Here is a 26,595-nt window from a genome sequence, read left to right as displayed (position 1 = left end):
GTTATGAAGATTCGAAGTGTCGTTTTACTCACCCTGCTGGCGTTTACCGCCGCCTTTATTGCAGGCTGTAAAAAAACGCGCGAAGGCCAGCCCCGCGTGCTGGTGTTCAGCAAAACAAAAGGCTTCCGTCATGCCTCCATCCCTGCCGGTATTGCAGCTATTCAAAAGCTGGGCAAGGAAAACGGGTTTTTGGTAGATACGACAGAAAACGCCGACAAGATCAACGAGGATTCGCTGGCGCAATATGCCGCGGTCATCTTTTTATCTACTACCGGCGATGTGCTGAATAACTTCCAGGAAGCCGATTTTGAACGGTACATCCAGTCCGGTGGCGGTTTTGTTGGCATACACGCAGCAGCCGATACGGAATATGACTGGGGCTGGTATGGCGAACTGGTAGGTGGTTATTTTGAAAGTCATCCACCGGGTGTGCACAAAGCCAAAATCAACATCATCGATAAGAATTTTGCAGCGACGAAAGATTTACCCGCTGTATGGGAACATACCGACGAATGGTACAATTACAAGAAGCTGAACAAAGCTACCAGCGTGCTGATGAAGCTCGACGAAAAAGCTACACCGGCGGTAATATGAACGATGATCATCCTATTGCCTGGTATCACAACTTCGACGGCGGCCGCGCGTTTTACACCGGCCTGGGACATACGGAAGAATCTTATACAGAACCCGAATTCCTGAAACACCTGCTCGGCGGTATCAAGTACGCTATCGGCGATAATCCCGTACTGGACTACTCCAAAGCAAAAGCGACCCGCGTACCGAGCGAAGACCGCTTCTCCCGCCAGGTACTGGCCAGCGGCGAGTTCTTCGAGCCAACGGAAATGACCATCCTGCCGAATCTCGATATCCTCATTGCACAACGCCGCGGCGAGATCCTGTTTTATAACAGTGCTACCAAGGCATTATCACAGGTGGGTTTCCTGAACGTGTACCACAAAACCAGTGTGGAAGGTGTGAATGCGGAAGAAGGTGTGCTGGGCATACAAGCCGATCCGGATTATGCAAAGAATCATTTTGTATACGTGTTCTACTCTCCCGCAGATACTTCTGTAAACCGTTTGTCCCGCTTCAAGTTCGAAAACAACCAGCTGGATATGGCATCAGAGAAAACCATCCTCCAGTTTTATTCCCAGCGCCAGATCTGCTGTCATACCGGCGGTTCCATTGCGTTTGGTCCCGATAAGCTGTTGTACCTCTCCACCGGCGATAACACGACGCCGTTCGACGAACCCAATCAGCCCTATACCAGCAAGAGCTTTGGCCCAACGGATGACCGTCCCGGCCACCTGCAGTACGATGGCCGCAGAAGCGCCGCCAATACGAACGACCTGCGTGGTAAAATTCTGCGTATCAGGGTAAAGGAAGATGGCAGCTATGAAATACCGGATGGTAACCTGTTTAAAAAAGGGACGCCTAATACTAAACCCGAGATTTATGTGATGGGTACCCGTAATCCTTACCGTATTTCTGTTGACCAGAAAAACAGTTATCTCTACTGGGGAGAAGTGGGTCCCGATGCTTCCGCGGATGTTCCGGAGCGTGGCCCCCGTGGTTACGATGAAATAAACCAGGCGAAAAAGCCGGGTAACTATGGCTATCCGCTGTTCATTGCCGACAACAAACCGTATCGCCAGTTCAACTACGAAACAGGTGAAAGCGGCCCCGCCTGGGATCCCGCCAAACCGATAAATAACTCGCGTAACAATACGGGTTTAAAAGAATTGCCCCCGGCACAAAAGGCCTTCATCTGGTATCCTTATGGTAAGTCGGATGAATTCCCGCTCGTTGGCGCCGGTGGCCGTAATGCGGAAGCTGGCCCGGTATTTTACAGCGACCTGTATCCGAAGGAAACCCGGTTACCCGACTACTATAACGGCAAACTGTTCATCTATGACTGGATCCGTAACTGGATCATGGTGGTAACACTGGACAAAGATGGCAATTATAGCAAAATGGAGCGTTTTATGCCTTCTGCTAAATTCCATGCGCCGATCGACATGGAGATGGGGCCGGATGGTCGCCTGTACGTATTGGAATACGGCAGCGGGTGGTTCTCTAAAAACCCAGACGCAGGACTGGTACGTATCGATTACAATGGCGGCAATCGCGCGCCGGTGGCCAAACTAAGCATCGATAAAATCACCGGCGGTTTGCCTTTCACGGTAAAAGCCAGCGCCAGCGGTTCGCGCGATGCGGACGGCGACCCGGTAACGTACGTATGGAATTTCGGCAACGGCAATAAGAAAGAAACCAAAGAGCCCGAAGCCGAGTTTACGTATAGCCAGGAGGTGAGTACCTCGTATCCGTCGAGGTAATCGACGATAAAGGTTTGCGTACGCAGAGTAATATGATCTCTGTATACGCCGGCAACGAAACGCCGGACGTGAAAGTAAGCGTGTCAGGTAACAGCATGTTCTACTTCCCTGGTAAAAAGGTGAACTACAGTGTAGTTATCAACGATAAGGAAGATGGCAGCAGTACAAGCGGTACGCTCGATATGGCGAACGTGTACATCAAATCGATGTATGTGGAAGGAAAAGATAAAGCCGCCATGCCACAGGGGCACCAGGTAATCTCCGGCGCCATTGCCGGTAAAAACATGGTGGAATCCGGCGATTGTAAGTCCTGCCACAAGGTGGATGAGAAGTCGATCGGCCCCTCCTTTAAACAGGTAAGCGAAAAGTATAAAGGCGATCCGAAAGCGATGGATTACCTGTCGCAGAAGATCATCAAAGGCGGTGGCGGTGTATGGGGCGAAACGGCCATGTCTGCCCACCCGACCATCACCACCGGCGAAGCCAAACAGATCGTGGAATGGATCATGTCTATCGCTGGCGGCGTGCAACAGGCGCCATCGCTGGCAATGACGGGTAGCGTAGATCCGCTGTCCGGCGCCGAGTTTAAAGAGAAAGGTATTTTCTACCTCGTGGCCAGCTATACCGATAAAGGCGGTGCGGGCATTCGTCCGATTACCGGCACTGCGAGTGTAGAACTGCGCAACCCGCAGTTCATTGCCGAACAGTCGGACGCAAGCAATGGCATTGCTTCGCTCGAAGTAGAAGGCAAACGTTTTGCGCTGCCCTCCAAACAGGCATGGCTCGCGTACAATAACCTTGACCTGAACGAAGTAAACGGCATCGAATTAACCTTTATGGTGCAGGATTCTACGATGACCAGCGGTTATGTCGTGGAAGCACACCTCGATAATGCAACCGGCACCAAGCTGGGCGAAACCGTGATTGGTCCCGGCGCTGCGGGAGGTAAAGCCAATAGGGCTTTGATCAGCTTCCCGGCGGTTACCGATCCTAAACGTCGCAACCTTTACCTGGTGGTGAAAGCACAGGACCCCGCGCAGAAATCGGCGGTGTTGTTGTATAGCTTTAAATTGCTGTCGAAATAACTTGTATGGATAAAAAGAAAAAAGCCGGCTGCGTGAGTGGCCGGCTTCTTCTTTTATGTTACTTTAAATTGATGAACGCTGTGCCCCCGCATAAGGCCCCTTCGGCAGCACGCAGTTGATGCGCTGCTGCTGCAACACCACCTGCACCGGCAATTCCGATTGCGCCGGATCTGCGATAGATAGCACATTATCCCGTACCATCAGCACACAACCGCGATCCACTGTGATACTGATATCGCCGTTTTTGAATGTGCCGGCTTTGTAAAATACTACTTGCAGGATGTTGAGTTTTGTATGCAGTACTGCCTGTATATCCGCGCTATTCTGTAACACACGTACCGCCTTCGTATCGTATTGATCCATGTTTTTACCGGGAATTACGTAGTACACGTAACCCTTATCTGCCGGCTGTTTGCCATGATCTATCCAAAGTTTGAATACTTCTTTTTCCTGTGTTTCTTTTGTGCCGTTTTTGTTGATGCTGTACCAGTCGCCGGTTTGTTTTTCGGTGCTGTAACGTGCGTCGGCGGCGGGGAAGTAGTAACTGATGCCGTCGTGTGTAAGCCACTGCAGTTGTTTGCCGCCGCTGGTGCGCACTTTGCCTTGCTGCAAACACTGGTTAACGGTGGTGTAAATATTTTCACCGGCGGTGGAGCTGAGGCCTGCACCGAGGCATACTACTTCGTCGTCGAAAAAGAACCAGGCTTTACGGATGCGGGTATTGTAATCGTTAAAGTCCAGCGCCGCTGCGCCGTACAGGGAATCGGACACGCCCCCGCTGAAGGTGGTGGTGCCGAAATTAAAACCCCATGCTTTCCGGATCGGGAGTTCTTTTAAGTATGGCGCCGTTACACCGGGAATCATGCTCCAGTCCCATACCGGCGATATGTTCAGGTACTCGCCGCCATTGCTGCTGATAAAGGTAGACCCGTCGGAAAGGTAATAACCTTTCAGGTTTTCATCATTGCCGTTTTCCTGTTTCGCGGTGCGGGTAGATGTTGTATGCACGCCGAAGCAGTACGCCGCACGGTGGTGCAGGGTGTAATCTGATTTCCAGAATTGGGTATGCATGGGCGCAATGTTATATGCGGCGGGTTGTTTGCCGGTGTTGCGGGCAATGGCTGCGTCGTAGTCTGGCGCATGCGCGGGATCAAGGGCTTTGAGTAACGAGGTTGGCGGAGCCGCCTGTCCGCATCGCGTTCGGGCGACTGATGCTCCTGCCCATCGTTCCCCAATCGATAGCGCTACCGCGGGCGGCCTTCAAATACGTATTGCGGACGAAGTTACTGAAGATGTTCAGCTTGTCGCCGGCTAGTGCATATGAGGTGCCGCGGAGATAATACGCTATCCGGGTTTCGCCGTCAACGAACACGGAGCCGTAACCGTAAATGTATAGTTGTGGGCCATGTTGTTGGTAGCCGTAATCGTGCTGAATGCCTTCTTCCCTGGTTAAGAAAATAGGATAAAATGCTTCGTTAACGCCAAGTCGCATAAGGGTGTCGTTGGCCGTGAGGCAGGCGCGGTAGATATAATGTGCGGCAATATCGAGTTTGTTCGCACCGGTCCATTTGCGCGGATCGCCGCGTTCCATTTGTTTGAGCAGGCGGCTACGAAGGCCGGCATCTATATTGGTTTTTTCCAGGAGGATGAGAATTTCGCCGAGGTGCTGCGGACTAAAAATCTGGTTGTGGTACCAGTTCCAGCTTTGCGGATCTTTTGTATTCCAGTATTGCAGTCCTTTAGTGATGGCATTCATCACCGGCGCCTGCTGATGAAAGCTGCTGGCAGGATTTACATATGCCTGCGCGAATGTTTTGATCCGGTTGAGGTGGGTGCCGGCCTCAAAGTCGCGTGTGTCTTTGCCATAATCCACGTCCGCCCAGGATCCATCTCCCTGTTGCGACATCACGGTACTGGCGATGGTTTTATCCTGCCGGGCGGTGCCGGCGGCGTCGGGTATCATATCGGTGCGGATGCGGTCGAGGATAACGGCATATTCCGATTGCGCGGAGGCGCTGGCGGCATAGCAAAGCAATAATCCGAAGAGGAGCTTTTTCATAACAGTGTACATGCTTACAAAAATAACCGCCACGCGCCGTGCGCAGGGGGATTTTTCCAACTAAAAGGGGAGAAATTTATAAATCCGGCTGCCCGGCAAATTCCGTCGGCGTTTTACCGAACTGTTTCCGGAACTCGCGGCTGAAATACTTGCTGTCGCTGTAGCCCACCATATACGACACCTGGTATACCGTATGCTGCCGCGATCGCAACAGTTCCGCCGCTTTCTTCAGCCTTAGCGACTTGATAAAATCATTGACAGACATGTTCGTGAGCGCCTTCAGTTTTTTATACAACACGGGCTGGCTCATGGCTACCTTTTTCGAGAGCATATCTACCCCGAAGTCGGGATCGTCCATGAGTTCGTCCACCAGCGCCATCACTTTTTCGAGGAAGGCGGTGTCTACGCTGTTGGGCAATGTTTCTTCCACGGCGGCCAGCGGTGCGGGTTCGGCGGCCTGTAATTGTTTGGCCAGGCGCTCGCGCAGCTTTTCGCGGGAGGCGAGCAGGTTGCGCACGTTCAGTGACAGCACTTTACTGCTGAAAGGTTTGGTGAGATACAAATCGGCGCCGGTTTCGAGGCCGCTCACCTGGTCGGCCTGCGAGCTTTTAGCCGTGAGCAGTACAACCGGAATATGACTGGTGCGCTCGTCGGTTTTCAGTGCCTGGCAAAGCTGCAGCCCGTCCATGTCGGGCATCATGACATCGCTGATCACGAGGTCGGGCAGCTGCGCTGTGGCCAGCGACAAACCTTCGGCGCCGTTCGGACTTTCGAGGATACGGTATTGCTGCTGGAACACCTGGCGCACCAGTGCCCGCAGTTCCGGGTTGTCTTCCACAATATGAATAGTGAAAGTGGGATCGCTGGCCGCTACGGCTGTATCGCCCTCATCGCTGAATTCCGCGATGGGAAGGGCTGTTTCGTAAGCTACAGCCGGCCCGTCGATCACGTGCTGCGTACCTTCGAAATGCTGGCGGCCTTCGAGCAATGTTACAGTAAAGGAAGTGCTGCCGTTTCCACTGTTTACATCGAGTGTACCCTTATGCTGCTCCACGATGTGTTTGGACAGCGCCAGGCCGATGCCATAGCCGGTATTCTGCACGCCATGGTCCTGTACCTGGAAAAAGTTGGAAAAGATATTATCGAGATGCGCTTCCGCAATACCGCGGCCGTTATCAGTAACGGTGATCACCACGGCATTTTTCGCACGACCTACATGCAGCTGGATACGGCCACCTTCCGGGGTAAACTTAAATGCATTGCCCAACAGGTTGAAGAACACCTTTTCCAGCTGTTCGGGATCGAAGTACAGCGGCGCGCTTTCCGTATCGTGCGTAAAACTGATGCTGATGTTCCTGTCCAGCGACTGCTCGCGGTAACTGGCATAAATGCTGTCCAGGAAAGGAATTAAGTCCTGCTTGCGTACCTGTAGTTTTAAATGGCCGCTTTCCGCTTTCCGGAAATCCATCAACTCACTCACCAGTTTTAACAATCGGTCTGCATTCGCTCTTAACTGTGATAATGCACCGCCGTCTTCCTTTTTCCCTTCCAGTATCCGCTCTACCGGCGCCATCAACAGCGTAAGGTGCGTGCGGATTTCGTGCGATACGTGGGTGAAGAAATTCAGTTTTACCTGGTGCAGCTCTTCTTCCTTACGTAATAAAGCGCGGAGGAAAAAGAAGCGGGAGATGCCCGTGAACAGTAACGCCAGTACAATGGCGTACAGGCAATAGGCCCACCAGGTACGCCAGAACGGGGGCAGTATGGTAATTTCCAGGCTTACGGGATCGCTCCACACGCCGTCGTTGTTGGCGGCTTTTACATGAAATACATAATCGCCGGAGGACAAGTTGGTATAAGTGACCGCCGGGGTCGATGTTTCTATCCAGTCGCGATCCGCGCCTTCGAGGCGGTAAGCGTAGCGGTTTTTATTGCTCTTTACAAAATTAAGCAGGGCAAATTCCAGGGTAAATACTTCCTGGTCGGGGCGGAACCGGAGTGCCTGTGTGTAGGCCATATCCTGCTCCAGCAGCCCGTCTTCCTGGTGAATACCCACGGGATTGTTAAACAAACGCAGTCCTGTAAAACGGATGGGCGCCTTGTTGGTATTGGTGATGATTCTTTCCGGGTAAAAACTTGTGATGCCGTTGTATCCGCCGAAAAGCAATTCACCATTACTATCTTTCAAGAAAGAATTATAATTGAACACATTGCCCGCAATGCCATCGCTGACGGTGAATACCTGTAATGCGTTACTGGCGGGATCGAACTTTACCAGTCCGTTATCGGTGCTCACCCACAGTGCGTGTTTACTATCTTCCAGCATGCCCAGCACATTGCTGTTGGGCAAGCCGTCCTTCTCTGTATAGTGTTGTATTTTCTTGAGCTGGTCGTTGTAGCGAATGAGCCCGCCGTAATACATGCTTACCCACACCTGCCGCCGCGAATCTTCCCGGATAGCGTTTACATATCCGCCTTGCAGTAAACGCAGCGAGTCGCCGGTTAATACATAAATACCGGAGATCGTGCCGATCCAGATGCGCCCCTGTGCATCTTCCATCAGCGCGCGGATAGACACGCGGTCGTCCATGCCTTTAATAATGGAGTCCTTTTCTTTGACCAATTCGTTGCCGTAGCGGTGCATCAGGTGCAGGCGATCGTTGGCGCCTACCCAGAAGCGGCCTTTCCGGTCTTCGAGCATGGCCGTAATTTCCCGGGAAAAAGTAGCAGGATCGCCGGCGCTGTAAAAGCTGCGGCGGAACGAGCCATTGGGTAACAACAGGTTAAGTCCGCCGCCATGGGTGCCCACCCAGATATTGTGCGCCTTATCCTCATATACCACCTTTACCAGGTTGGAGCCGAGGCTGCCCGGTTTTTTAGAGTCGTGTTTATACCAGGTGAATTTGCCGGTTTGCCGGTTGAAGTAATTCAAGCCACCGCCTTCTGTACCGATCCAGAGGTTCTTTTTTCATCCTCTATCATGTTACTGATCACGTTGTTGCTGATGCCGTTCAGCCGCGGCACATTTTGCCAGGTGGTGAACGCGCCGCCGTACCGGTAAGCCATATTTACGCCGCCGAAGTAGGTGCCCAGCCACATGGAGCCGTTATCATCTTCAAATAAACTATGAATGGAGTTCTGGCTAAGGCTGGATATGTTCCCCGATTCGTGCTGATATGCCGTTTGCTGCATCGTCACCGGGTCGATGATGCTCAGGCCCTCCTGGGTGCCCACCCACATTTGTCCCTGCCGGTCGCGTACGATGCGGCGTACAATATTATTAACAATGCCCGGCGCTACGAGCTGACTGAATTTCTCTGTGGCCGGGTCATATATATTAATACCGGCGGTCTGGGTGCCGATCCACAGTTTACCGGAAGGATCTTCATTAATGGCGGTGATGAAGTTCATGGCCAGCCCGTTTTCCTGCCGGTAGGTGATCGTGTCGTTGCCTTTAATCCGGGAAAGACCGGTATTTGACCCGATCCACAGGGCGCCCGATTTATCTTCGTACAACGTGCGCACCACCCAGCCAGCGATCAGTGGTGGTTGTAATTTGTGTACGCCCGGCCGTCCACCATATACAGGCCGTTATTCCCGCCAAACCAGAAACGGCCCTGGCGGTCTTCATAAATGCAGTTGATATTGGTTTGCGAACCAGGATGCAGTATTACGCGGCGGAACTTCCCGGTCACCGGATCGTATTTACAGAGCCCGGACGTGGTACCTACCCACATCTGCTTTTGCCTGTCTATATATAATGATACCACCTGGTTATCCGGGAGGGAGGTGGTGTCGCCCGGTATGTTCCGGTAAATTTTGAACCGCTGCCCGTCGTACCGGCTGAGACCGTACCGGGTGCCCAGCCATAAAAATCCCTGGCGATCCTGGGTAATGGCTAACACGGCATTATGGGAGAGGCCGTTTTCTACGGTGAGGTGTTGAAAGGTAGCATGCTGCGACCGGCTTTTCATAGGAAAAGCGACCGCTAATAGCAGGCATACCTGGAACATTCGCCGTAAAATCATTCCCCAATATAAGCATTGGTCAGAAAAAAGGGCGGAAATTTCGGTAAACGCTGTATTTTATTGGTCTGATAATCAGTTGTTTGCAGGTGATTTATAAAATTCACCCCAATCATTTACGATTGTCGACCCGGAGTTTGCGGGAGATTTACATAATTGCAGGTAAGAGAAAATCAACCAGATCATCAATTCCACAAATTATGATGAATACGAAAATGGAGATGCCAATGTCCCGGTATGCTGCAAAAGTTTTATTGGGGAGTTTATGGATGCTACTATTCCCACTCTTCCTTTTTGGGCAGAAGAAAACGGTTTCCGGAACCGTGCGCGATGACAAAGGGACGCTTTTACCAGGCGTTACCGTCACGGTAAAAAATGACAAAACCGGGGCCGCCACCAATGACCAGGGCCGGTTTACTATTTCAGTAGCGCCTGGCGCCACGCTCGTGTTTACCTACATCGGCTTCGAGAACATCGAGGTGAAAGTAGATAACCGCACCGAGTACACCGTTAAACTAAAAGAAAAGATCGGTAACCTGAGCGATGTGGTCGTGGTGGGTTACGCTACTCAAAGCCGGAAGGACCTGACAGGCGCCGTGGGCAGTGTGAACATGAATGACTTTGCCAAGGCGCCGGTGAAATCGTTCGACGAGGCACTGGCCGGCCGTGTTGCCGGTGTGGTAGTGGCCAGCGCGGACGGGCAGCCGGGTGCTGTCGCCAATATCACGATCCGTGGTTCCGGCTCTATTACCCAGATAACTCCCCGCTGTACGTAATCGACGGTTTCCCTACGGAAAACGCCAACGCGAATGCCATCAGCCCGGCAGATATCGAGTCTATCGACATCCTGAAAGATGCTTCGGCTACCGCGATCTACGGGGCACGTGGCGCGAACGGGGTCATCCTTATCACCACGAAAAAGGGAAAAAATGGTGCGCCGCAGGTAACATACAATGCTTACTACGGCTGGCAGCAAAATCCGCAGAAACAAAAAATGATGGATGCCTATGAGTTTGTACGCTATGTGGGCGACATTAATCCAGCCATCTATGACTCCGTATACCTCGCCAAAGGTGTTACGCTGGACGATTACAAAAACGTAGAAACACTAGACATGCAGGATTACGTGTTCCGTGTAGGGCAGAACCAGAACCACGATATTGCGGTGAGAGGCGGCTCTGACAAAACGCGCTATTCGTTGTCGGGCAACTTCAATAACCAGAAAGGGATTATCATTAACAGCGGTTTTAAACGTTACCAGGGCCGGTTTTCGCTGGACCAGACGGTAAGTGACAAACTGAAAGTTGGATTAAATGCGAACTACGCGTACAGCGAAGCATATGGCACGCCGATTTCGGCCACCAACTTCTATGCTTCTGCCACCACTTTGTATTCCGTTTGGGGTTTCCGCCCCACCACCAGTATTTCGGGCCGCGACAGTGCGGTAAATCTGCTGGATGAATTTTACGATCCGGGGAACGAGCTGGCCAACAACCAGGATTATCGCGTGAACCCTTATCAACATATACAAAACCAGCTGACGCTGAATAAAGAACACGTACTGAACGCCAACGCGTATCGAGTATGGTATTATTAAAGACCTGACGCTGCGCGTAGCCGGTGGTATCAACGTTTGGAACCGCGAACTGGATGTATTTAACAACTCCAAAACACAATCGGGCAGTAAATGGAATTCTAACGGCGTAAACGGTTTAATAGAGTTTCGCCCGGCTTCCACCGGAGAACAGAGGCGGGATTAAATTACCGCAAGCGCTGGAACAAAGTACACAACTTTACCGCGCTCGCACTGTTCGAGGCGCAGGGTAACAAATCCGCTACCCGCAGATTATCAGCCACCCAGATCCCGAATGAAGAATTAGGATTGGATGGGATAGACCTGGCGCCAGCGGCTAACACCACGCTTATATCTTCCGCTTCTTCCTGGTCCATGGCCTCCATGGTTGCCCGCGTGAATTACGATTATCAGTCGAGGTATTTATTTTCTGCTTCCATGCGTGCGGATGGTTCTTCTAAATTCGCACCCGGCAAAAGATGGGGATACTTTCCCGCGGCTTCCGCGGCATGGCGCTTCAGCTCAGAGCCTTTCATGAAATCGTTGCGCGTGTTGTCTGACGGTAAATTACGTGTAGGTTATGGTGCTTCGGGTAACAACCGCGTAGGTGATTTTGCTTACCTGCCGCAGCTGCAACTGACCAGCCGCAACTTCTGGTATTCTGCCGGCAACGCGCCGCTGAGCATTGGTTCTTATATCCAATCAGCCGGCAACCCTAACCTGCAATGGGAAACCAATGAACAAACGAATATCGGGCTGGATCTCGCCTTCTTCCGCACCAGCCGCCTGTCTGTAACGATAGACGCTTATCACCGTACCACGCGCGACCTGCTGCTGAACGCGGCGCTGCCCTACGGTATTGGTGTAGAGAGCGGATTTGGTTTGAAGAACATTGGTAAACTGCAGAACAGGGGATTGGAATTTACCGTAGTAGGTGTGATCGTGGAGAAGAAAAACTTCAACTGGAGCAGCAACTTTAATATCAGCTTTAACAGGAATAAAATACTGGAACTCACCGAGGGACAAACATCCATCCTTTCCGGTAACGGTACTTTCTTCAATACCACTTATTCCAGCCTGTTTCCTTACATCTCTGTAAAGGGCCGTCCGATGGGCGAAATGTACGGGTTGCAGTTTGATGGTGTGTATCAATACTCCGATTTTGACCTGATGCCCAACGGTACTTATTTACTGAAGGCCGATGTGGCAACCAACGGTGCTGCGCGTACAGCGATCCGTCCGGGTGATATAAAGTACAAAGACCTGAATGGCGATCTGCAGGTGAACAACCAGGACCTTACCATTATCGGCAGCGGTCTGCCGAAACATACCGGTGGTTTCAGCAACAACTTCGTGTATAATAACTTTGATCTGAACGTCTTGTTCCAGTGGTCTTACGGCAATGATCTGATCAACGGCAACCGTTACGTGTTCGAAGGTGGTTTGGTGAACAATCCTAACCTGAACCAGATGGCGAGTTATGCGAACCGCTGGACGCCAACGAATCCGAGCAACACCATGTTCCGTGCCGGTGGCATGGGCAACGCGGCCTACTCTTCCCGCGTGGTAGAAGATGGCTCTTACCTGAAACTGCGGACGGTTTCGCTGGGTTACAATGTACCCGTGGCGATACTGAAACGAGCGAAGATCAAGAACATCAGGATCCATACTTCCGCGCAGAACCTGTACACCTGGTCAAGGTACTCGGGCACTGATCCCGAAGTATCGGGCAGGGACGGCAACCTTACGCCTGGCTTCGACTATGCGGTGTACCCGCACTCACTGTCTTATGTGGCCGGCATAAACGTAACCCTCTAAACTGAAGAACATGAAACGCATTTGGATATTAGCAATAGCTCTGGCAGGGTTCAGCTCCTGTAATAAATTCCTCGATACAAAACCATCCGACTTCTATTCTTCCACGAACTATTACGAAACGGAAGCACAGTTGCAGCAGGCGCTCAACGGCGTATACAGTAACCTGATGCGCTCTGAATTATACGGCCAGGTGATGGGTTTCAACTTCACCACGACAACGGATGAAGTTATGTCTAACCGCACGGCGGACGGCGATACCCGCGGCCTGCGTTACAACTACGACGCATCGCAAACGTACGTGGCCGGCATCTGGAAGAGCTGTTACGTAGGCATCCGCAACATCAACTCTTTACTGGAAAATATCAATAAACCAACCATGGATTCTGCCCGCCGCAACATCATCAAAGGGCAGGCGCTTTTTCTGCGCGGTTACTATTATTTCCTGCTGACGAGCAACTACGGTGATGTACCGCTTGTGTTAAGAACGCTGGCGATCAACGAAGTAAATTTCCCGGCGGCCACCCAGAAACAGGTGTACGAGCAGGTGGAAAAAGATATGAAAGAAGCGGAGGTATTATTGAAAGACTATACCGTGGCTAAAGTGGGTTACAACGATGTGGTAACGCTTACGGCGGTGCAGGCAGTACTGGCGCGCGTGTATATCTATTGGGCAGGTTATCCGCAACGCGATGTATCAAAATATAAAGACGTAATTACCTATTGCGATAAAGTGATCACTTCCGGTTTGCATGCGTTGAACCCGGACTACCGCCGTATTCACAAATCTTTCCCGCGATCAGTATGATGTGAAGGAAAGCATCTGGGAGCTGGGTTCGCAAGGCGCTGCGCCAGGTGTGGCGAACAAGAGCGGTAACGATATCGGCAACTTTGTAGGTATACAATCTGCCATCGTAGCGGCTGATACCAGCTCTTATTCTTCAGCTGCCTGGGTGTGGGTAACCCGCAAACTGTATGATTCCTACCAGGTAGATGCGGCCAGTACGGCAACACCGAATAAATCATCGTTAGACATTCGCCGCGACTGGAACTGTGCGAACTACATTTACAGCGGTACGCCCCGTGTAAAAACAGCCCGTACTTCTCCCTGGATGATGTGTGCTGGCAAGTTCCGTCGCGAACTGGCCCCGCAATCGATCCGCAATACCAATGGTGTGGGTGGTACCTATAACATCAACTGGCCGGTGATCCGGTATTCGGATGTGTTGCTGATGCGTGCGGAAGCGGAGAACCAGGAGAACGGTCCGGGTAATGCTTATCAATACATTAATGAAGTTAGAAGGAGGGCATATGGTTTAATGAACGGCAACGTCGTTAAATCAATCACCGTCACTACTGCGGGAAGTGGTTATACGACTGCGCCAACAGTAACGATCTCCGGCGGTGGCGGCAATGGCGCTACGGGCACAGCGGTGATCACCAGCGGCGGCGTAAGCGGCATTTACCTGAGCAGTCCTGGCGCGCTTACCGCGGGTTCTTATTACACATCGGCGCCCACCGTGGTTATTGGTACCTTCTGGACGCCGGGCGTAACTTACAACACCGGTACACAGATCACGAATGGCGGTCGCTTGTACACGGTGACAACGGCAGGTACTTCTACGACTACACCACCAACACATACTTCCGGTTCATCTGCAGCTGCGGTAACAGGTGCTGTATTTGCCTATGCAGGTATTGCGGCAACCGCTACAGCCACCATCACCAGCGGTAATGAATATATGCTGACGGCCGGTCTGGACAAAGCAGGTTTTCAACTGGCGATCCGTGATGAACGTATGCGTGAATTATGTTTCGAAGCATTGCGCAAAGCAGACCTGATCCGCTGGGGCAACTTCGTTAACGATATGGCCGAATTTGCGGTGTATGCCACCGGAAATGGCGCCAGCGTTACCGCTACCGGTAATGTGAACGGGCTGGCCGGTGTACGTAACGTATCCGCAAGACACGTATTGCTTCCCATACCTACCTACGAACTGAACCTGAACCACGAACTGAAACAAAATCCAGGCTGGTAACAGCTGTTTAAAACTTATGAAGATGAAACGATATCTCCTAATCATATGTGCTTTCGCTGCTGCATCCTGCTCTAAGGAAATTAAAGTAGATGCGCCGTCGTTCAACGTGTCGCTGGACCGCACGCTGCTCGTAGCGGACACCTTTACGTACCGCGTAGGCGACACCACGAAGTTTCAATTTGCCGGCAGCGCTGCCAACATTGCCTTTTATTCGGGCGAAGTAGGCAAGCGTTATGAAAGCCGGGCCCCGAGTAAACTGCTGGGTAAAGTCATCCTGTCTTTTTCCTCGACCGCGCAATATGGCAACCAGGCGAATACCTTAAAAGTGCTGGCGATCAGTAAACTGAATACCGCTGATTCTGCTGCGGTGGTTAATGCGCCATGGACGGACATCACCTCCCGTACACCGCTTGCCACCAGTGCTACACTGGTGAACACAGGCGCGGTAGATCTTACCGATCTTGTAACCGGTGCGGAGGACTCGCTATTCATTGCGCTGAAGTATAGTGGCGTAACAGGCAGTACACAGCGTACGTGGACCATCACGAACTGGACCGTGAGTAACGTACTGGCCGATCGCACAGTGCCGTTAAGCACGCTGGCGGACGATGTGGCCTACTGGACACGTTACTCCGACATCTGGAATCCGGCAACGCCCGCTGGAACCCCGGTGCCAGCAGCCTGGCGCTTACCGGCGGCGACGCCAATGCGGCTACCAAAACGAGCTGGATCATCACCAAACCGCTGCGCGTAGGCCGCATACCGCCGGATGTAAGCACCGGCATCAAAAGTATCGTAGACCCCGACAGGGAAGAATATATGTACACCTACACTACCCCAGGCGTGTACAAAGCCACCTTTGTTGCGTTTAACCACTCCGTGGACGAAAGCAAATCTGTAGTAAGACAATTAGTTATTAAAGTGATACCATAAACAACATGAAACCATTGCTCTGTATCCTGGCTGCAGCCAGCCTGCTCGCATTCGGCGGCGACAGGAAAGAAAAAGAATTCATCAGCGATAACTTTGGCTACGCGCAAACGCAGCTGAAGAACATGCTGAAGGATACTGAAACCCGCGACGCCCTCGCTTTTCCGCGCACTACGGACAAAGCGGGCAAAATGACAACGACCAATATGTACGACTGGACACCGGGATTTTTCCCCGGCAGCCTGTGGTATGCATACGAAGGCACCAAAGATCCACAACTGCTGGCGGAAGCCACGAAGTGGACCGAGAAACTGGAGCCGCTGAAAGATTTCACTAAACACCACGACCTCGGTTTTATGGTGTATTGCAGTTATGGCAATGCCTACCGCATTACCGGCAAGCAGGAATATAAAGACATATTGATACAGTCCGCGAAATCGTTGAGCACGAGGTTTAACCCGGTGACAGGCAGCATCAAATCGTGGAACGCGTTTAAAACATGGCATGGAGAACAGATGTACTATTTTCCCGTGATCATCGATAACATGATGAACCTGGAGTTATTGTTCTTCGCCTCCAAAGCTTCCGGTGATAACACTTTCCGTGACATTGCCATTAAACATGCAGAGACCGCGATGAAGAACCAGATCCGCAAGGATTACAGCTCTTATCACGTAGTATGTTACGATACCACGAATGGTAAAGTACTGGCCCGCGAAACAGCACAGGGATATGCCGATAACTCTACCTGGTCACGCGGACAGGCATGGGGTATTTATGGATTTACGATGGTGTACCGCGAAACGAAAGACAAACGTTTCCTGAAAACTGCCGAAGGTATGGCCGACTGGTTCCTGAATAACAAAAATCTGCCTGCGGACATGGTGCCTTACTGGGACTTCAACGTACAGCAAACCGGCTATACACCGGGCGTGCGTTCCAATGCTACCAAAGTGCGGGAGAAATACAGGGATGCATCTGCTGCAGCTATCGTAGCTTCTGCTTTATTCGAACTAAGTGATTATGTAGGTAAGACGAAAGGCGACAAATACCGCGAAGCGGGTAAAAAGATGCTGCGCTCACTGGCGGGTCCTGCTTACCGCGCAGACCTGGGCGCAAATGGCAACTTCATGATCAAACATTGTGTGGGCAGCATTCCGCATAATGGCGAAATCGATGTGCCACTGGTGTATGCCGACTACTACTTCCTGGAAGCACTGCAACGCTACCAGCGTACTTTATAGTGAATTATGTGTCCAAGAACGAAGGGCTGACCGTCATGGTCAGCCCTTTTTATGAACGCTTATCTTCTTTTTCTTTTAACGTGTGTGGTGGTGGTCCGGCTTGCCTTGCGGCCATTCCTTCCTTCTACGGTGGTGGTGCGTTTAGTAGTTCTTACTGCGCTGCCGTTGCGGGTGCTTCGATAATGCGTAACCTTCGCAACATTGTTGGTATGCACGGTGACCGACGTAACACGTACCGGGCGATAGATGCGCGGTGCCGCCACCACGCGGCGGGTGTGCACCACTACATAATGCGGATGATAATGGTAGCGGTAGGGGCGGTATACGGCCCAGGTCATGGGGCGCCATGGGCGGAACCATACCGGGCGGGCGGCCCAGCTCCGGGCGATACCCATAATGTGTAAGCCGGCGCATATACGAAACGTACAGCAGGCCACCCCCATACATTTACGATCACCGCGTCTGGGCTTGGCCCATTATGGCTGCCATAGCGGTTTAGCGGGAAGTCGTTGAAAGCCACGCCTTCATCTTCGGGCTCCACGATCGTTTCTTCTCCAAAAATATCTTCATCACCCACGATCTGGATCACGGCTTGTTTGTCACCTGTTCTTTCCAGTTCGATCACCGCAATGTCCTGGCTTTCGGTAGATGACACTAGCGCCTGAAGAATAAATATCTGTGTATTATTTTCCTTTTTGTTGATGACGCGGATATAGTCAATATCGCCATCGCCATTCAGGTCGAGATTGTTTACCTTGTTAGATTCCGTATTGAGCGCCTGCTCAAATGCTTCGGGCGAAGCGGCTTTTTTGAACAGGTCCAGCGCGCCGTCCAGGCTAAAATTATCGCCGGGCAGGCCGGTTGCTTCGGCGTCCTGCGCGGAGGTTGCAGTGGCGGTAAACAGGCCGGCAACGAGTAGGGTGGAGAAATATCGCATCATCATAAAAAACGCATTGGTTGTTAAAGAGACTGCGTGATGAGGCGAAAAGTTTAACCGCGTGGGCAAAAAAATCCCGGGAAGCAACGCTCCCCGGAATTATCATATTATTACTACACTTTGGCGTGTTGCCGGCGACCGGCGTAAATGTAGTTAATGAGCAGTGCGATGATAAGGATCAGCAATCCGAAAAATTCACGGGTATCTTCGATCCATGGTTTCTCTGCTTTCATGGTTTCGGCGATGTTCTGAGCATCATGATTAGTTGCCCAATCTACCACACCATCTTTTGTGAAAAATAGATAACTGGCATATACCAGGTACAGGAAGATGCCCGACAGGTAAGCGCCCCTGTAATAACGATCCGTAGCCGCCAGTCCGCACATGAGTGCGCCATAACCATAGATGGGCATCCACAACCATGGATCAGGATCGTTGTATTGCAAGGCTGCGAACAGAATAAATATTAAAGTAAAAAATATGTTGAAGACCTTCATAAGATTAGAATGATATTAAATTTTGAAACAGGGCGTAAACTTACGTAAAAACGATAAAAACAATTCGTAAGTTTGCACTATATTAGAGCACGAGGTACTAGACTATTTGACTTTGTTTTGAGGAGATGATACGTTCAGGTGAGCGCGATATTTGTCTTTTTGATTATATTGCATCAGCAAACAACAGTTAGTGAACTGCGTTTTTCAGATATTTACTGCAAGCAAAAGTATACCAACAAAGAGATTTACACATAAATCGCCGTGTTAAAATTGTTAGCAGACCTAACCGTAAGGTTAAGATCGGCTTAAAATTATCCTGGTTACTAATCAGGTTTTAGAATGGCGGAAGGAGAGGCACTTGTGCCTCTCTTTTATTTTATACCACATCCCTTGCCCGCCAGACTTTTCCAAATTTATCCAATGTTGATACTTTTTTATCTTGATTTGATCCCGTGAGAATGCCTCATAACCTATGTTATTAAAGTATCAGAGTTTTTCTCCCACGTTCATGTGATGAAGTGTTGAGGTCGCTGTTGGGTGCCGCCAATCGTCCGTCCATAGAGCTATCCACGTATTTTTTGCCCCATCTTTTCTAAACTTAAGTTAACTTAGCAAGCGTACAGATAAGGCTGTTTTTAGTCGGATATTAACTCAATGACCAATTTAAATTAAGGCGTGCATGGATTATGTTTATGATAAGGATAGAATGAGTGCACTGCTGTACGGAGCTATTACAGCAACAGCCGGCCCAAAGGCTGAAGAGTGGCTGCGTCAGCGGGAGGAAGTGTGGCGGCAGACGGGGGCGATGCAGCAGTATAATCTTACCTTTTCGGCGATATCAAGATTCGTTGGTAAATCGATCATTCACCGGAAGATGCGGAGACTGGCTTTACCATTAAAGGTTGGCCGGCAGATAGGGTGGCGCGTGTGTGGTGGTTGTTGCAATTGCCTGCTACCGATAAACCGGCGTACATTAAACATATAGAAACCTTGTTCGATACAGCGGAGATGAACGAACTCGCCGCATTGTACAGCGCGCTGCCGCTGCTCGCATTTCCCGAAGCATGGACATTGCGCACTGCAGAAGGTATCCGCTCCAACATTGGCACCGTGCTCGAAGCCATTATGCTGAACAATCCATATCCGGCGCAGCACTTAAGCGAAGCTGCCTGGAACCAGCTGGTACTGAAAGCCATCTTTACCGACAAACCCGTGGGCCGCATCATTGGTCTCGATCAACGGGCCAACGCTACCTTAGCCGCTGTGCTGGTCGATTACGCGCACGAGCGCTGGGCAGCAGGCCGGACGGTGAACCCGATGTTGTGGCGACTGGTGGCGCCCTTCGTAAATGAAACGTCGTTTAATGATATAAAAAGAGTGTGGAACTCTGAACAGACTATCGAAAGAGAAGCAGCCGCCCTGGCTTGTGCGCACGCCAACTTTGCGCCGGCCCGGGAACTGTTGTTGCAAGATCCCGCGTTAAAAGCAGAGATTGACGGGGATATCTTAAACTGGGATGTAATTACCGCGAAATTGAATTGATTGGTTTGCCTGGCAAACGACTTAGAAACTACTTGAATTATGTGTTGCAGTCACGAACTTACTGAAAAAGACCTGGCGCCAATTAACGCCAACCCTATATTCATGGAGAAAATCAAAGGCATGCGTTTCTTCGATCCGCATGTGCACATGACCTCCCGGACTACTGACGACTACCAGGCCATGGCGGATGCTGGTGTGGCAGCAATCATTGAGCCCGCCTTCTGGCTGGGCCAGCCACGCACCGGTGTCGATACTTTCCGCGATTACTTCAACAGTCTTATCGGCTGGGAACGATTCCGCTCCTCGCAGTTTGGTATTAAACATTACTGCACCATCGGCCTTAATTCGAAAGAAGCCAATAACGAGCGCCTGGCCGAACAGGTGATGGAAATTCTTCCCCTCTTTATCTATAAAGAGGGTGTAGTGGGTGTAGGTGAAATCGGCTTTGATGACCAGACGCCGGCAGAAGATAAATACTACCGTGCGCAGCTGGAGCTGGCGAAAGAGGCGATGTTGCCGGTGCAGATACACACACCACACCGCGATAAAAAACAGGGTACTACCCGCAGTATGGACATTGCCATCGAACACGGATTAAACCCGGGTATGGTGATCGTGGACCACAACAACGAGGAAACGGTGAAAGAGGTGCTCGACCGTGGTTTCTGGGCGGCTTTCACCATTTATCCATTTACCAAAATGGGAAATGAAAGGATGGTGGAAATCGTGAAACAATATGGCAGCGAGCGTATCATGATCAACTCGGCCGCCGACTGGGGCATCAGCGATCCGCTGGCAGTGCCTAAAACCGCGGCGTTGATGTTGGAAAGAGGTGTCAGCACAAAAGATATTGAACTGGTATGTTACCAGAATGCGATTGACGCTTTCGCACAAAGCGGGCAGATTGACGTCAGTGAATTTGAGACAGTGAAACAAATTGACCAGAATCTTAAGTACAATGGCAGCAGCGTGCTGCGTGGCGGTCAGGCACCGCGCGTGGATAAAAACGCCACCATTATACGGTAGGCGATGTTGTTAAAACAATGAAAAACCCTGATTTAGGAGTGAGTTACATTGGTAATAAGTTATTGGGATACCTGCGCCTGATGCGACCTGCAAATATCGTTACAGCAGTAGCCGATATCCTGGCGGGCATCGCTATCTCCGGCTTCTGGCAGGTGCCGCACACCTTTACGGCCGATTGGCTGCTGCCGGTGCTTTGCCTGGCGCTCGCCACCTGCGGACTGTATGGTGGCGGCGTGGTATTTAATGATGTTTTTGACGCCCAGCTGGATAGTACCGAGCGCCCCGAGCGTCCTATTCCCAGCGGCATCGTATCCAAAACGCAGGCGGTGATACTGGGCATTTACCTGCTCTCTATCGGCGTGCTGGCGGCTTTTACGGTAAACCCTACCGCGGGGTTCCCGGCGCTGCTGACGGCAGCAGCCGCGTTGATTTATAACAAATGGGGCAAACACCGGGACGTGCTCGGCCCGATCAATATGGGCATTTGCCGCGGCCTTAACCTGCTGCTTGGTATGAGCATCACCGGCGACGATGCCCTGCTGCAATTCGGCTGGCTGGCCCTGGTGCCCGTACTTTATATCGGCGCTATCACCATGATCAGCCGTGATGAAGTACACGGTGGCAAAACCGGCCCGCTGAAAACAGCGGCGCTGATGTATGGCATCGTTTGTTTAACAATACTGGGCATAGCGGCCATGCAGCACCGCATCGTGGAAGCGTTGCCGTTCGTGGCGCTGTTTTCCTTTTTAATTTATAAACCGTTGCTGAAAGCGATGAAAGAACCAACTGGTCCAAATATCGGCAAGTCCGTAAAAGGTGGCATTATTGCGTTAATCGTGATGAATGCAGCTTGGGCTACTGCGTTTGCAGGTGTTGTACCGGGATTGATCATATTGGCGTTGCTGCCGGTGTCGATCGGGCTGGGGAAGGCGTTTGCGGTGACGTGATTGTTTAGATGTTCTTGTATAAAAAAGCGTTCGCTATGGGATAGTGAACGCTTTTTTTTATTAATCCAATAACCCCCGCTTCATCGCCTCCTTCACTAACCCGGCCGTATTCTTCACCGCCAGTTTCTGTGTTAAATTCAGTCGGTGCGTTTCCACCGTACGAAGACTGATAAAAAGCTTTTCCGCGATCTGCTGGTTCGTATACTCCTCCGCAATCAACTTCAGGATTTCACTTTCACGGCGGGTGAGGGGAATCTCGTACGGCGTACGTTTTTGACCGGTAATGATCTCGTTGAGCAGGCTGCTTTTAATAGATTCGTCAAGGTACTGCTGGCCATTGTACACGGTTTCAATGGCTTTTAACAGCGTGGGTTGATCGGTGTTTTTGAGCAGGTAACCTGCGGCGCCGTTGCGCAGCATTTGTTTGATATAATGCGATTCGGTGAAGTTCGTGAGGGCGATGATGCCTGTTTCCGGCGACACCTTGTGCACCTTGCGGCACAATTCCATGCCGTCGATTTCGGGCATCTGGATGTCCAGCAGCACTACATCCGGTTTATACAGGTCCAGTTCGTCCAATAGTTTGTTGCCGTCCTGGGTATCGAATACGATCTCGATATGCTGGTAAGGCGCCAGCATTGTTTTAAGTCCGTTAATGACCAGCAGGTGGTCGTCTACAATGGCGATTTTAATCTTCATGATAGTTGATTTTGTTCGGTTACTTCTACTTCCAGTCTTTCGGTGTCAAACTCTATATAAGCGGTGGTTCCCTGTCCGGTGGCGGCTTCTATTTCCAGGCTGCCGTTAAGCGCGCGGATGCGCGATTGCAGGCTGTTGAGGCCCATGCCGTTTTTGCCGGTCGATTGCTGATCAAATCCTACTCCGTTATCTTCTACCGTAATGGTGAGCAGTTGTCCGTGCTGGCTAAGCTGCACCAGGGCTGACGTGGCGCGGGAGTGTTTGATGATATTGTTTACTAACTCCTGTACAATCCGGTAAACGGACAGCTCAAAGTTAGGCTTAAATCGCCTGATATTCCCGGTGCCGTAAAAACTGATCTGCAATGTTTGCGCATGGCTGATGTTTTTGCAGAAAATCTGTAATGCTTCGGCCAGTCCGTAACGCGTGAGCATCTCCGGCATGAGGTTGTGCGCGGTTTTGCGCACTTCGCCCACGGCTTCATCGAGCAGACCGAGTGCATGCCCGAAAGCGGGCGATTCGCGCAGCGACTCCGATTCCTGGCGGATGGCGGAGAAATGCATTTTTACGGCCGATAACATGCCGCCTACGCTGTCGTGCAGGTCTTTGGAGATACGCGTACGTTCGCGCTCTTCGCCCTGGATAAACGACTCGAGCAGCTGTACTTCCTTTTCCTTGCGCAGGGTTTGCAGTCGTTGGATATGCAGTTTTTGACGGTACCGGAACTTCATGAAGAATATACCGGCCACCACGAATAACAGCGCCATGATCAGCCCGATGATGATCAGCCATTTATTTTTTGCCTGTAACTGTTGTTCCTTTTGCGTGATCGTCAGTTTTTTTTCTGCCAGGTCTTTATCCTTGATGGCGGTTTGCGAAATGATTTCCTGCTGCATCACGTGCTTGCGGGTATCGTCGCTCATCAGCGAATCGTTGAGCGTTTCGTAGAGTTTGCGGAATGCGAGTGCGGCGCCCAGTTGATTCAGCGCTTCCTTGTTTTCTGCTGCTACTTTGTACGTGATCCTCAGTTCGTATCCCGCATTGATGGCTTTGCCCAGTGCGATGGTTTGCTGCAGGAAGTCGTCTGCTTCCTGGTAACGCTTCATCTGGTGCAGCGTGGTGCTGAGTCCCATCAGCGCGTACATGCGGTGCTCAGGCGCCTGGAACGTGTCGGTGATATTGCGGGCTTCATAAAAAGATCCAGCGCCTGCTGGTTGCGTCCTTTCTCCGAATCGATGCTGGCGAGGTTGAGCAGTCCGTCGAGGATGATGGTCATATCGTTCAGCTGTTTGCCGAGCGCGATCACCTCGTGGTATTTTTCGAAAGATTGATTGTAGTGTCCAAGTTGTGCTTCCGCGGCTGCTACGTTGATGAGGCTGGAGGCCATGCTGAATTTATCGTTCAGCTGCCGGGCCAGTTCGTAGCCGCGGTTGGCGTATTCGAGGCTTCGCTGTGTTTCGTCGAGGCTCATAAACACGGATGACAGGTTATTATAGAGCAGGCGGCGCATCTGGTTGTCTTTCAGTTTTTCCGCCAGTTCCAGCGCCGTGAGGTAGTTGGAGGCCGCGATTTTGAAGTTGCCCAGGCTTTGCTGTTCGCTGCCTACGTTGTTGTAGGCTTTGATCATATTGGGCTCATCTTTCAATTGCTGGTAGATGGCGAGGGCTTCTTCGGTAAGCGCCAGCGCCTGCTGGTAATCGCCTTTGGCGTGCAGGTGCGGGATGTATAATGAGGCGTAAGCGGCCACGCCCTTCAGGTAGTTGATCTGCTTTGCCACTGCTCGTCCCTTGTTCAGGTAAAACATGGCGGAGTCGATCATGCCGTTGGGCAGACTTTCCGCGTAGCGGTAACAAGTATTGACCATGGCCGTATCCTGCTGGTTACGCTGGATAATACGCAGCAGGCTGTCGCGATAACGTGTAGACTGCCCGTGAACGTGGCTGGCAATAAGGATGGGCAGATACATCCACCCAAATAACAAAAAAGATTTATTGAGCAATTTCATATTAGCTGTTGCGCATGGGGTTACCGTTAATCGTCCTCCGTAGTAATACGGAGTCGTAAAATTCGGTAATTCCGCTAACAAACGCAAACCGCGCCCAGCTTATTTTTGCATCATCATTCAAGGATATGGTAAGAACAAAAACGGACCGTAAACAGGACAGGTAAACAGTCTGACAGTTCAACCACCATTTTTGACATGTCGTTGCTGTAATTCTTCAATTGATACTTGGAGAAGGCTGAAAAAGGAAGGTTGACCTCATCGATAAGAAATTGAAAAACAGCCCGCAGCAACGACATTTTTTAACAGATTTTTTACATTCACGACCCCCAAATACGTCCATTGCCCCAAAGCGTCCATTGCCCCAAAGCGTCCATTGACCCCCAATGCATCCATTAACCCCGAAAGCATCCATTAACCCCGGATACACAAGTAGTTTGGTGAAATTCATCCGTTGACCCTGACCCCAAAAAGAAGCTGCATATAGATAGAAGGCCAAACTCTATCAAAAGTCGGATAAGGCTTGCGTCTGCAAGCCTTTATTTTTTTTTTTTTAAAGCCGCCCGGAGCTTCCGTTTACCGCAGGTGTAAATATTACGCCGGACAACCCCGTTTTTGTAATTTTATCCCTACATTTAATTACCTATAAAGAGGGGTTGGAGTTATTGTCATGGCTTATATTCAGCAATCATTCAGTGTAAAATTCGAGTACAGGGTATTCTTTACAGAAAAGATTTTTGATTCTTCCAACAGCACATTCGCTGATTTTCTGGAGGCGCAGGCAGCCGAGGGAATCCGGAAAAAGCTGCTTTTCATTATCGATGAAGGGGTTACAGCAAAACATGGCTACCTGCAGGAGCAGATCACTGCGTATTGCGAGCAGCTCGACAATTTTGAGCTGGTGCAGGATATCGTGGTGGTGCCGGGGGAGGCGGCCAAAAACGACCTTCAGTTATTCTACTGGCTTATTAATGAATTGGAGAAATACGCGATCGATCGTCACTCCTACGTGATCGGTATCGGGGGCGGCTCTGTGCTGGACCTGGTAGGTTACGTAGCGGCAGTGTCGCACCGGGGCGTAAAACATATTCGCATTCCTACCACCGTACTGTCGCAAAACGATAGCGGCGTAGGGGTGAAAAATGGTATTAACTACCATGGCAAAAAGAACTTTTTGGGTTCGTTTGCACCACCGGTGGCCGTATTTAATGATGCCTTTTTCCTGACAACGCTGCACGAGCGCGACTGGCGTTCGGGTATGACGGAAGCGGTGAAAGTGGCGCTGATCAAAGACGCCGGTTTCTTTGAATGGATGGAAGCCAATGCAACAAAGTTGTCTATGGGCGATTTGCCGGCCATGCAGCAGCTGATTTACCGTTGTGCGGCCCTGCATATGGCGCACATAGGTGGCGCCGGCGATCCGTTCGAGAGCGGCAGTTCGCGGCCGCTGGACTTTGGCCACTGGAGCGCGCACAAACTGGAGCAGCTGTCTGATTTTGAGCTTCGCCATGGCGAAGCGGTATCCATCGGCATTGCACTGGACAGCGTGTATTCGTTCCTGCTGGGTTGGTTAAGTGAAGATGAGTTGCTGCGTATTATCAACCTGCTGAAACAATTAAGGTTGCCGTTATACCACCCGCTGCTGGAAGCAGATGAAGACGAAGATAACCCCGGTGTGGTGGCTGGCCTGGAAGAGTTCCGCGAACACCTCGGCGGACAGTTGACGATTTCTTTACTGAGGGCCATTGGCAGGGGAGAGGAAGTGCATGTAATGGATACGGACCTGTTGCAGCGGGCAATGACCATGCTGCGTGATAATTGGTAATCATCCTGCCTTGT

Annotated in this window: 23 protein-coding genes and 3 pseudogenes; 15 read left to right on the top strand and 11 right to left on the bottom strand. The window is 51.1% G+C overall.

Going from position 1 to position 26,595, the window contains the following annotated elements; translation table 11 throughout:
• Nucleotides 1–3: 3 nt before the first annotated feature.
• From MKQ70_RS23205 to MKQ70_RS23195, 3 genes and pseudogenes are all read left to right on the top strand, one after another.
• Nucleotides 4–668, top strand: a pseudogene (locus MKQ70_RS23205) (ThuA domain-containing protein); the annotation flags it as partial.
• A gap of 174 nt (nucleotides 669–842) precedes the next feature.
• Entirely contained in the window at nucleotides 843–2,336 is a 1,494-nt protein-coding gene (locus MKQ70_RS23200) for a PQQ-dependent sugar dehydrogenase (RefSeq protein WP_372490139.1), read from the top strand.
• Nucleotides 2,337–2,368: 32 nt separating this feature from the next.
• The gene (locus tag MKQ70_RS23195) at nucleotides 2,369–3,421 is read left to right on the top strand and encodes a c-type cytochrome (protein WP_248074624.1); all 1,053 of its coding nucleotides are present in this window, start codon (nucleotides 2,369–2,371) and stop codon (nucleotides 3,419–3,421) included.
• Nucleotides 3,422–3,484: 63 nt separating this feature from the next.
• Here MKQ70_RS23195 and MKQ70_RS23190 read toward each other — a convergent pair whose 3' ends face one another.
• The 5 genes from MKQ70_RS23190 to MKQ70_RS23170 all read right to left on the bottom strand — a co-directional run bounded on the left by MKQ70_RS23190 (nucleotide 3,485) and on the right by MKQ70_RS23170 (nucleotide 9,454).
• A complete protein-coding gene (locus tag MKQ70_RS23190; protein ID WP_248074623.1) occupies nucleotides 3,485–4,492 on the bottom strand; it encodes a polysaccharide lyase family 8 super-sandwich domain-containing protein in 1,008 nt (335 codons plus the stop codon).
• A gap of 79 nt (nucleotides 4,493–4,571) precedes the next feature.
• A complete protein-coding gene (locus MKQ70_RS23185) occupies nucleotides 4,572–5,480 on the bottom strand; it encodes a hypothetical protein (RefSeq protein ID WP_248074622.1) in 909 nt (302 codons plus the stop codon).
• Between the two features lie 76 nt (nucleotides 5,481–5,556).
• On the bottom strand, nucleotides 5,557–8,412 hold the full coding sequence (locus MKQ70_RS23180; protein WP_248074621.1) for a hybrid sensor histidine kinase/response regulator transcription factor: 2,856 nt from the start codon (nucleotides 8,410–8,412) through the stop codon (nucleotides 5,557–5,559).
• On the bottom strand, nucleotides 8,409–9,008 hold the full coding sequence (locus MKQ70_RS23175; RefSeq protein WP_248074620.1) for a ligand-binding sensor domain-containing protein: 600 nt from the start codon (nucleotides 9,006–9,008) through the stop codon (nucleotides 8,409–8,411). The genes MKQ70_RS23180 and MKQ70_RS23175 overlap by 4 nt, the downstream gene beginning before the upstream one ends.
• A gap of 11 nt (nucleotides 9,009–9,019) precedes the next feature.
• On the bottom strand, nucleotides 9,020–9,454 hold the full coding sequence (locus tag MKQ70_RS23170) for a ligand-binding sensor domain-containing protein (RefSeq protein ID WP_248074619.1): 435 nt from the start codon (nucleotides 9,452–9,454) through the stop codon (nucleotides 9,020–9,022).
• Nucleotides 9,455–9,705: 251 nt separating this feature from the next.
• Between MKQ70_RS23170 and MKQ70_RS23165 the strand changes: the two genes are divergently transcribed.
• From MKQ70_RS23165 to MKQ70_RS23135, 8 genes and pseudogenes are all read left to right on the top strand, one after another.
• A complete protein-coding gene (locus MKQ70_RS23165; protein ID WP_308199139.1) occupies nucleotides 9,706–10,281 on the top strand; it encodes a carboxypeptidase-like regulatory domain-containing protein in 576 nt (191 codons plus the stop codon).
• Nucleotides 10,272–10,412, top strand: a pseudogene (locus tag MKQ70_RS42585) (TonB-dependent receptor plug domain-containing protein); the annotation flags it as partial. The gene MKQ70_RS23165 and the pseudogene MKQ70_RS42585, both read left to right, overlap by 10 nt.
• Nucleotides 10,413–10,499: 87 nt before the next feature.
• Complete coding sequence (locus tag MKQ70_RS23160) at nucleotides 10,500–11,102, top strand: hypothetical protein (RefSeq protein WP_248074617.1); 603 nt, start codon at nucleotides 10,500–10,502, stop codon at nucleotides 11,100–11,102.
• Between the two features lie 159 nt (nucleotides 11,103–11,261).
• A pseudogene (locus tag MKQ70_RS23155) lies at nucleotides 11,262–12,896 on the top strand (SusC/RagA family TonB-linked outer membrane protein); the annotation flags it as partial.
• A gap of 10 nt (nucleotides 12,897–12,906) precedes the next feature.
• Nucleotides 12,907–13,701, top strand: a complete 795-nt coding sequence (locus MKQ70_RS23150) for a RagB/SusD family nutrient uptake outer membrane protein (protein WP_248074616.1) — start codon at nucleotides 12,907–12,909, stop codon at nucleotides 13,699–13,701.
• 1 nt (nucleotide 13,702) lies between these two features.
• Nucleotides 13,703–14,932 (top strand): RagB/SusD family nutrient uptake outer membrane protein, encoded by a 1,230-nt coding sequence (locus tag MKQ70_RS23145; RefSeq protein WP_248074615.1) that lies wholly within the window; start codon nucleotides 13,703–13,705, stop codon nucleotides 14,930–14,932.
• 22 nt (nucleotides 14,933–14,954) lie between these two features.
• Entirely contained in the window at nucleotides 14,955–15,686 is a 732-nt protein-coding gene (locus tag MKQ70_RS23140; protein ID WP_248074614.1) for a DUF5017 domain-containing protein, read from the top strand.
• A 184-nt stretch (nucleotides 15,687–15,870) separates the two neighbouring features.
• Entirely contained in the window at nucleotides 15,871–17,106 is a 1,236-nt protein-coding gene (locus MKQ70_RS23135) for a glycoside hydrolase family 88 protein (RefSeq protein ID WP_248074613.1), read from the top strand.
• A 59-nt stretch (nucleotides 17,107–17,165) separates the two neighbouring features.
• On the opposite strand, the gene MKQ70_RS23130 is transcribed toward MKQ70_RS23135, so the two are convergent.
• The 3 genes from MKQ70_RS23130 to MKQ70_RS23120 all read right to left on the bottom strand — a co-directional run bounded on the left by MKQ70_RS23130 (nucleotide 17,166) and on the right by MKQ70_RS23120 (nucleotide 18,540).
• A complete protein-coding gene (locus tag MKQ70_RS23130) occupies nucleotides 17,166–17,444 on the bottom strand; it encodes a hypothetical protein (RefSeq protein ID WP_248074612.1) in 279 nt (92 codons plus the stop codon).
• On the bottom strand, nucleotides 17,441–18,049 hold the full coding sequence (locus tag MKQ70_RS23125; RefSeq protein ID WP_248074611.1) for a hypothetical protein: 609 nt from the start codon (nucleotides 18,047–18,049) through the stop codon (nucleotides 17,441–17,443). Before MKQ70_RS23125 ends, MKQ70_RS23130 begins: the two co-directional genes overlap by 4 nt.
• A 107-nt stretch (nucleotides 18,050–18,156) precedes the next feature.
• Nucleotides 18,157–18,540 (bottom strand): transmembrane 220 family protein, encoded by a 384-nt coding sequence (locus MKQ70_RS23120; RefSeq protein WP_282456675.1) that lies wholly within the window; start codon nucleotides 18,538–18,540, stop codon nucleotides 18,157–18,159.
• Between the two features lie 927 nt (nucleotides 18,541–19,467).
• Here MKQ70_RS23120 and MKQ70_RS23115 point away from each other — a divergent pair.
• Genes MKQ70_RS23115 through eboC form a run of 3 tightly spaced genes read left to right on the top strand, consistent with a single transcriptional unit; the run spans nucleotide 19,468 to nucleotide 22,055 of the window.
• Nucleotides 19,468–20,082 (top strand): EboA domain-containing protein, encoded by a 615-nt coding sequence (locus MKQ70_RS23115; protein WP_248074609.1) that lies wholly within the window; start codon nucleotides 19,468–19,470, stop codon nucleotides 20,080–20,082.
• 39 nt (nucleotides 20,083–20,121) lie between these two features.
• Nucleotides 20,122–21,108: a TatD family hydrolase gene (locus MKQ70_RS23110; protein ID WP_248074608.1), complete on the top strand. Its 987-nt coding sequence runs from the start codon at nucleotides 20,122–20,124 to the stop codon at nucleotides 21,106–21,108.
• Between the two features lie 17 nt (nucleotides 21,109–21,125).
• On the top strand, nucleotides 21,126–22,055 hold the full coding sequence (eboC, locus tag MKQ70_RS23105; RefSeq protein ID WP_248074607.1) for a UbiA-like protein EboC: 930 nt from the start codon (nucleotides 21,126–21,128) through the stop codon (nucleotides 22,053–22,055).
• A gap of 60 nt (nucleotides 22,056–22,115) precedes the next feature.
• Here the strand turns inward: eboC and MKQ70_RS23100 are convergent, their stop codons facing one another.
• The 3 genes from MKQ70_RS23100 to MKQ70_RS23090 are packed head-to-tail and all read right to left on the bottom strand — an operon-like array spanning nucleotide 22,116 to nucleotide 24,720.
• On the bottom strand, nucleotides 22,116–22,754 hold the full coding sequence (locus tag MKQ70_RS23100; protein ID WP_248074606.1) for a response regulator: 639 nt from the start codon (nucleotides 22,752–22,754) through the stop codon (nucleotides 22,116–22,118).
• Nucleotides 22,751–23,899: a sensor histidine kinase gene (locus MKQ70_RS23095; protein ID WP_248074605.1), complete on the bottom strand. Its 1,149-nt coding sequence runs from the start codon at nucleotides 23,897–23,899 to the stop codon at nucleotides 22,751–22,753. Before MKQ70_RS23095 ends, MKQ70_RS23100 begins: the two co-directional genes overlap by 4 nt.
• On the bottom strand, nucleotides 23,887–24,720 hold the full coding sequence (locus MKQ70_RS23090; RefSeq protein ID WP_248074604.1) for a tetratricopeptide repeat protein: 834 nt from the start codon (nucleotides 24,718–24,720) through the stop codon (nucleotides 23,887–23,889). Before MKQ70_RS23090 ends, MKQ70_RS23095 begins: the two co-directional genes overlap by 13 nt.
• Before the next feature lie 706 nt (nucleotides 24,721–25,426).
• On the opposite strand from MKQ70_RS23090, the gene MKQ70_RS23085 reads away from it, so the two are divergent.
• Complete coding sequence (locus MKQ70_RS23085) at nucleotides 25,427–26,581, top strand: 3-dehydroquinate synthase (protein ID WP_248074603.1); 1,155 nt, start codon at nucleotides 25,427–25,429, stop codon at nucleotides 26,579–26,581.
• Nucleotides 26,582–26,595: the final 14 nt, after the last annotated feature.

Origin of the sequence: Chitinophaga sedimenti (assembly GCF_023156195.1) — a bacterium.
Classification (GTDB): Bacteria; Bacteroidota; Bacteroidia; order Chitinophagales; family Chitinophagaceae; genus Chitinophaga; species Chitinophaga sedimenti.
Note: the sequence above shows the minus strand (reverse complement) of the source record. Positions and strands in the feature narration are given on the sequence as shown.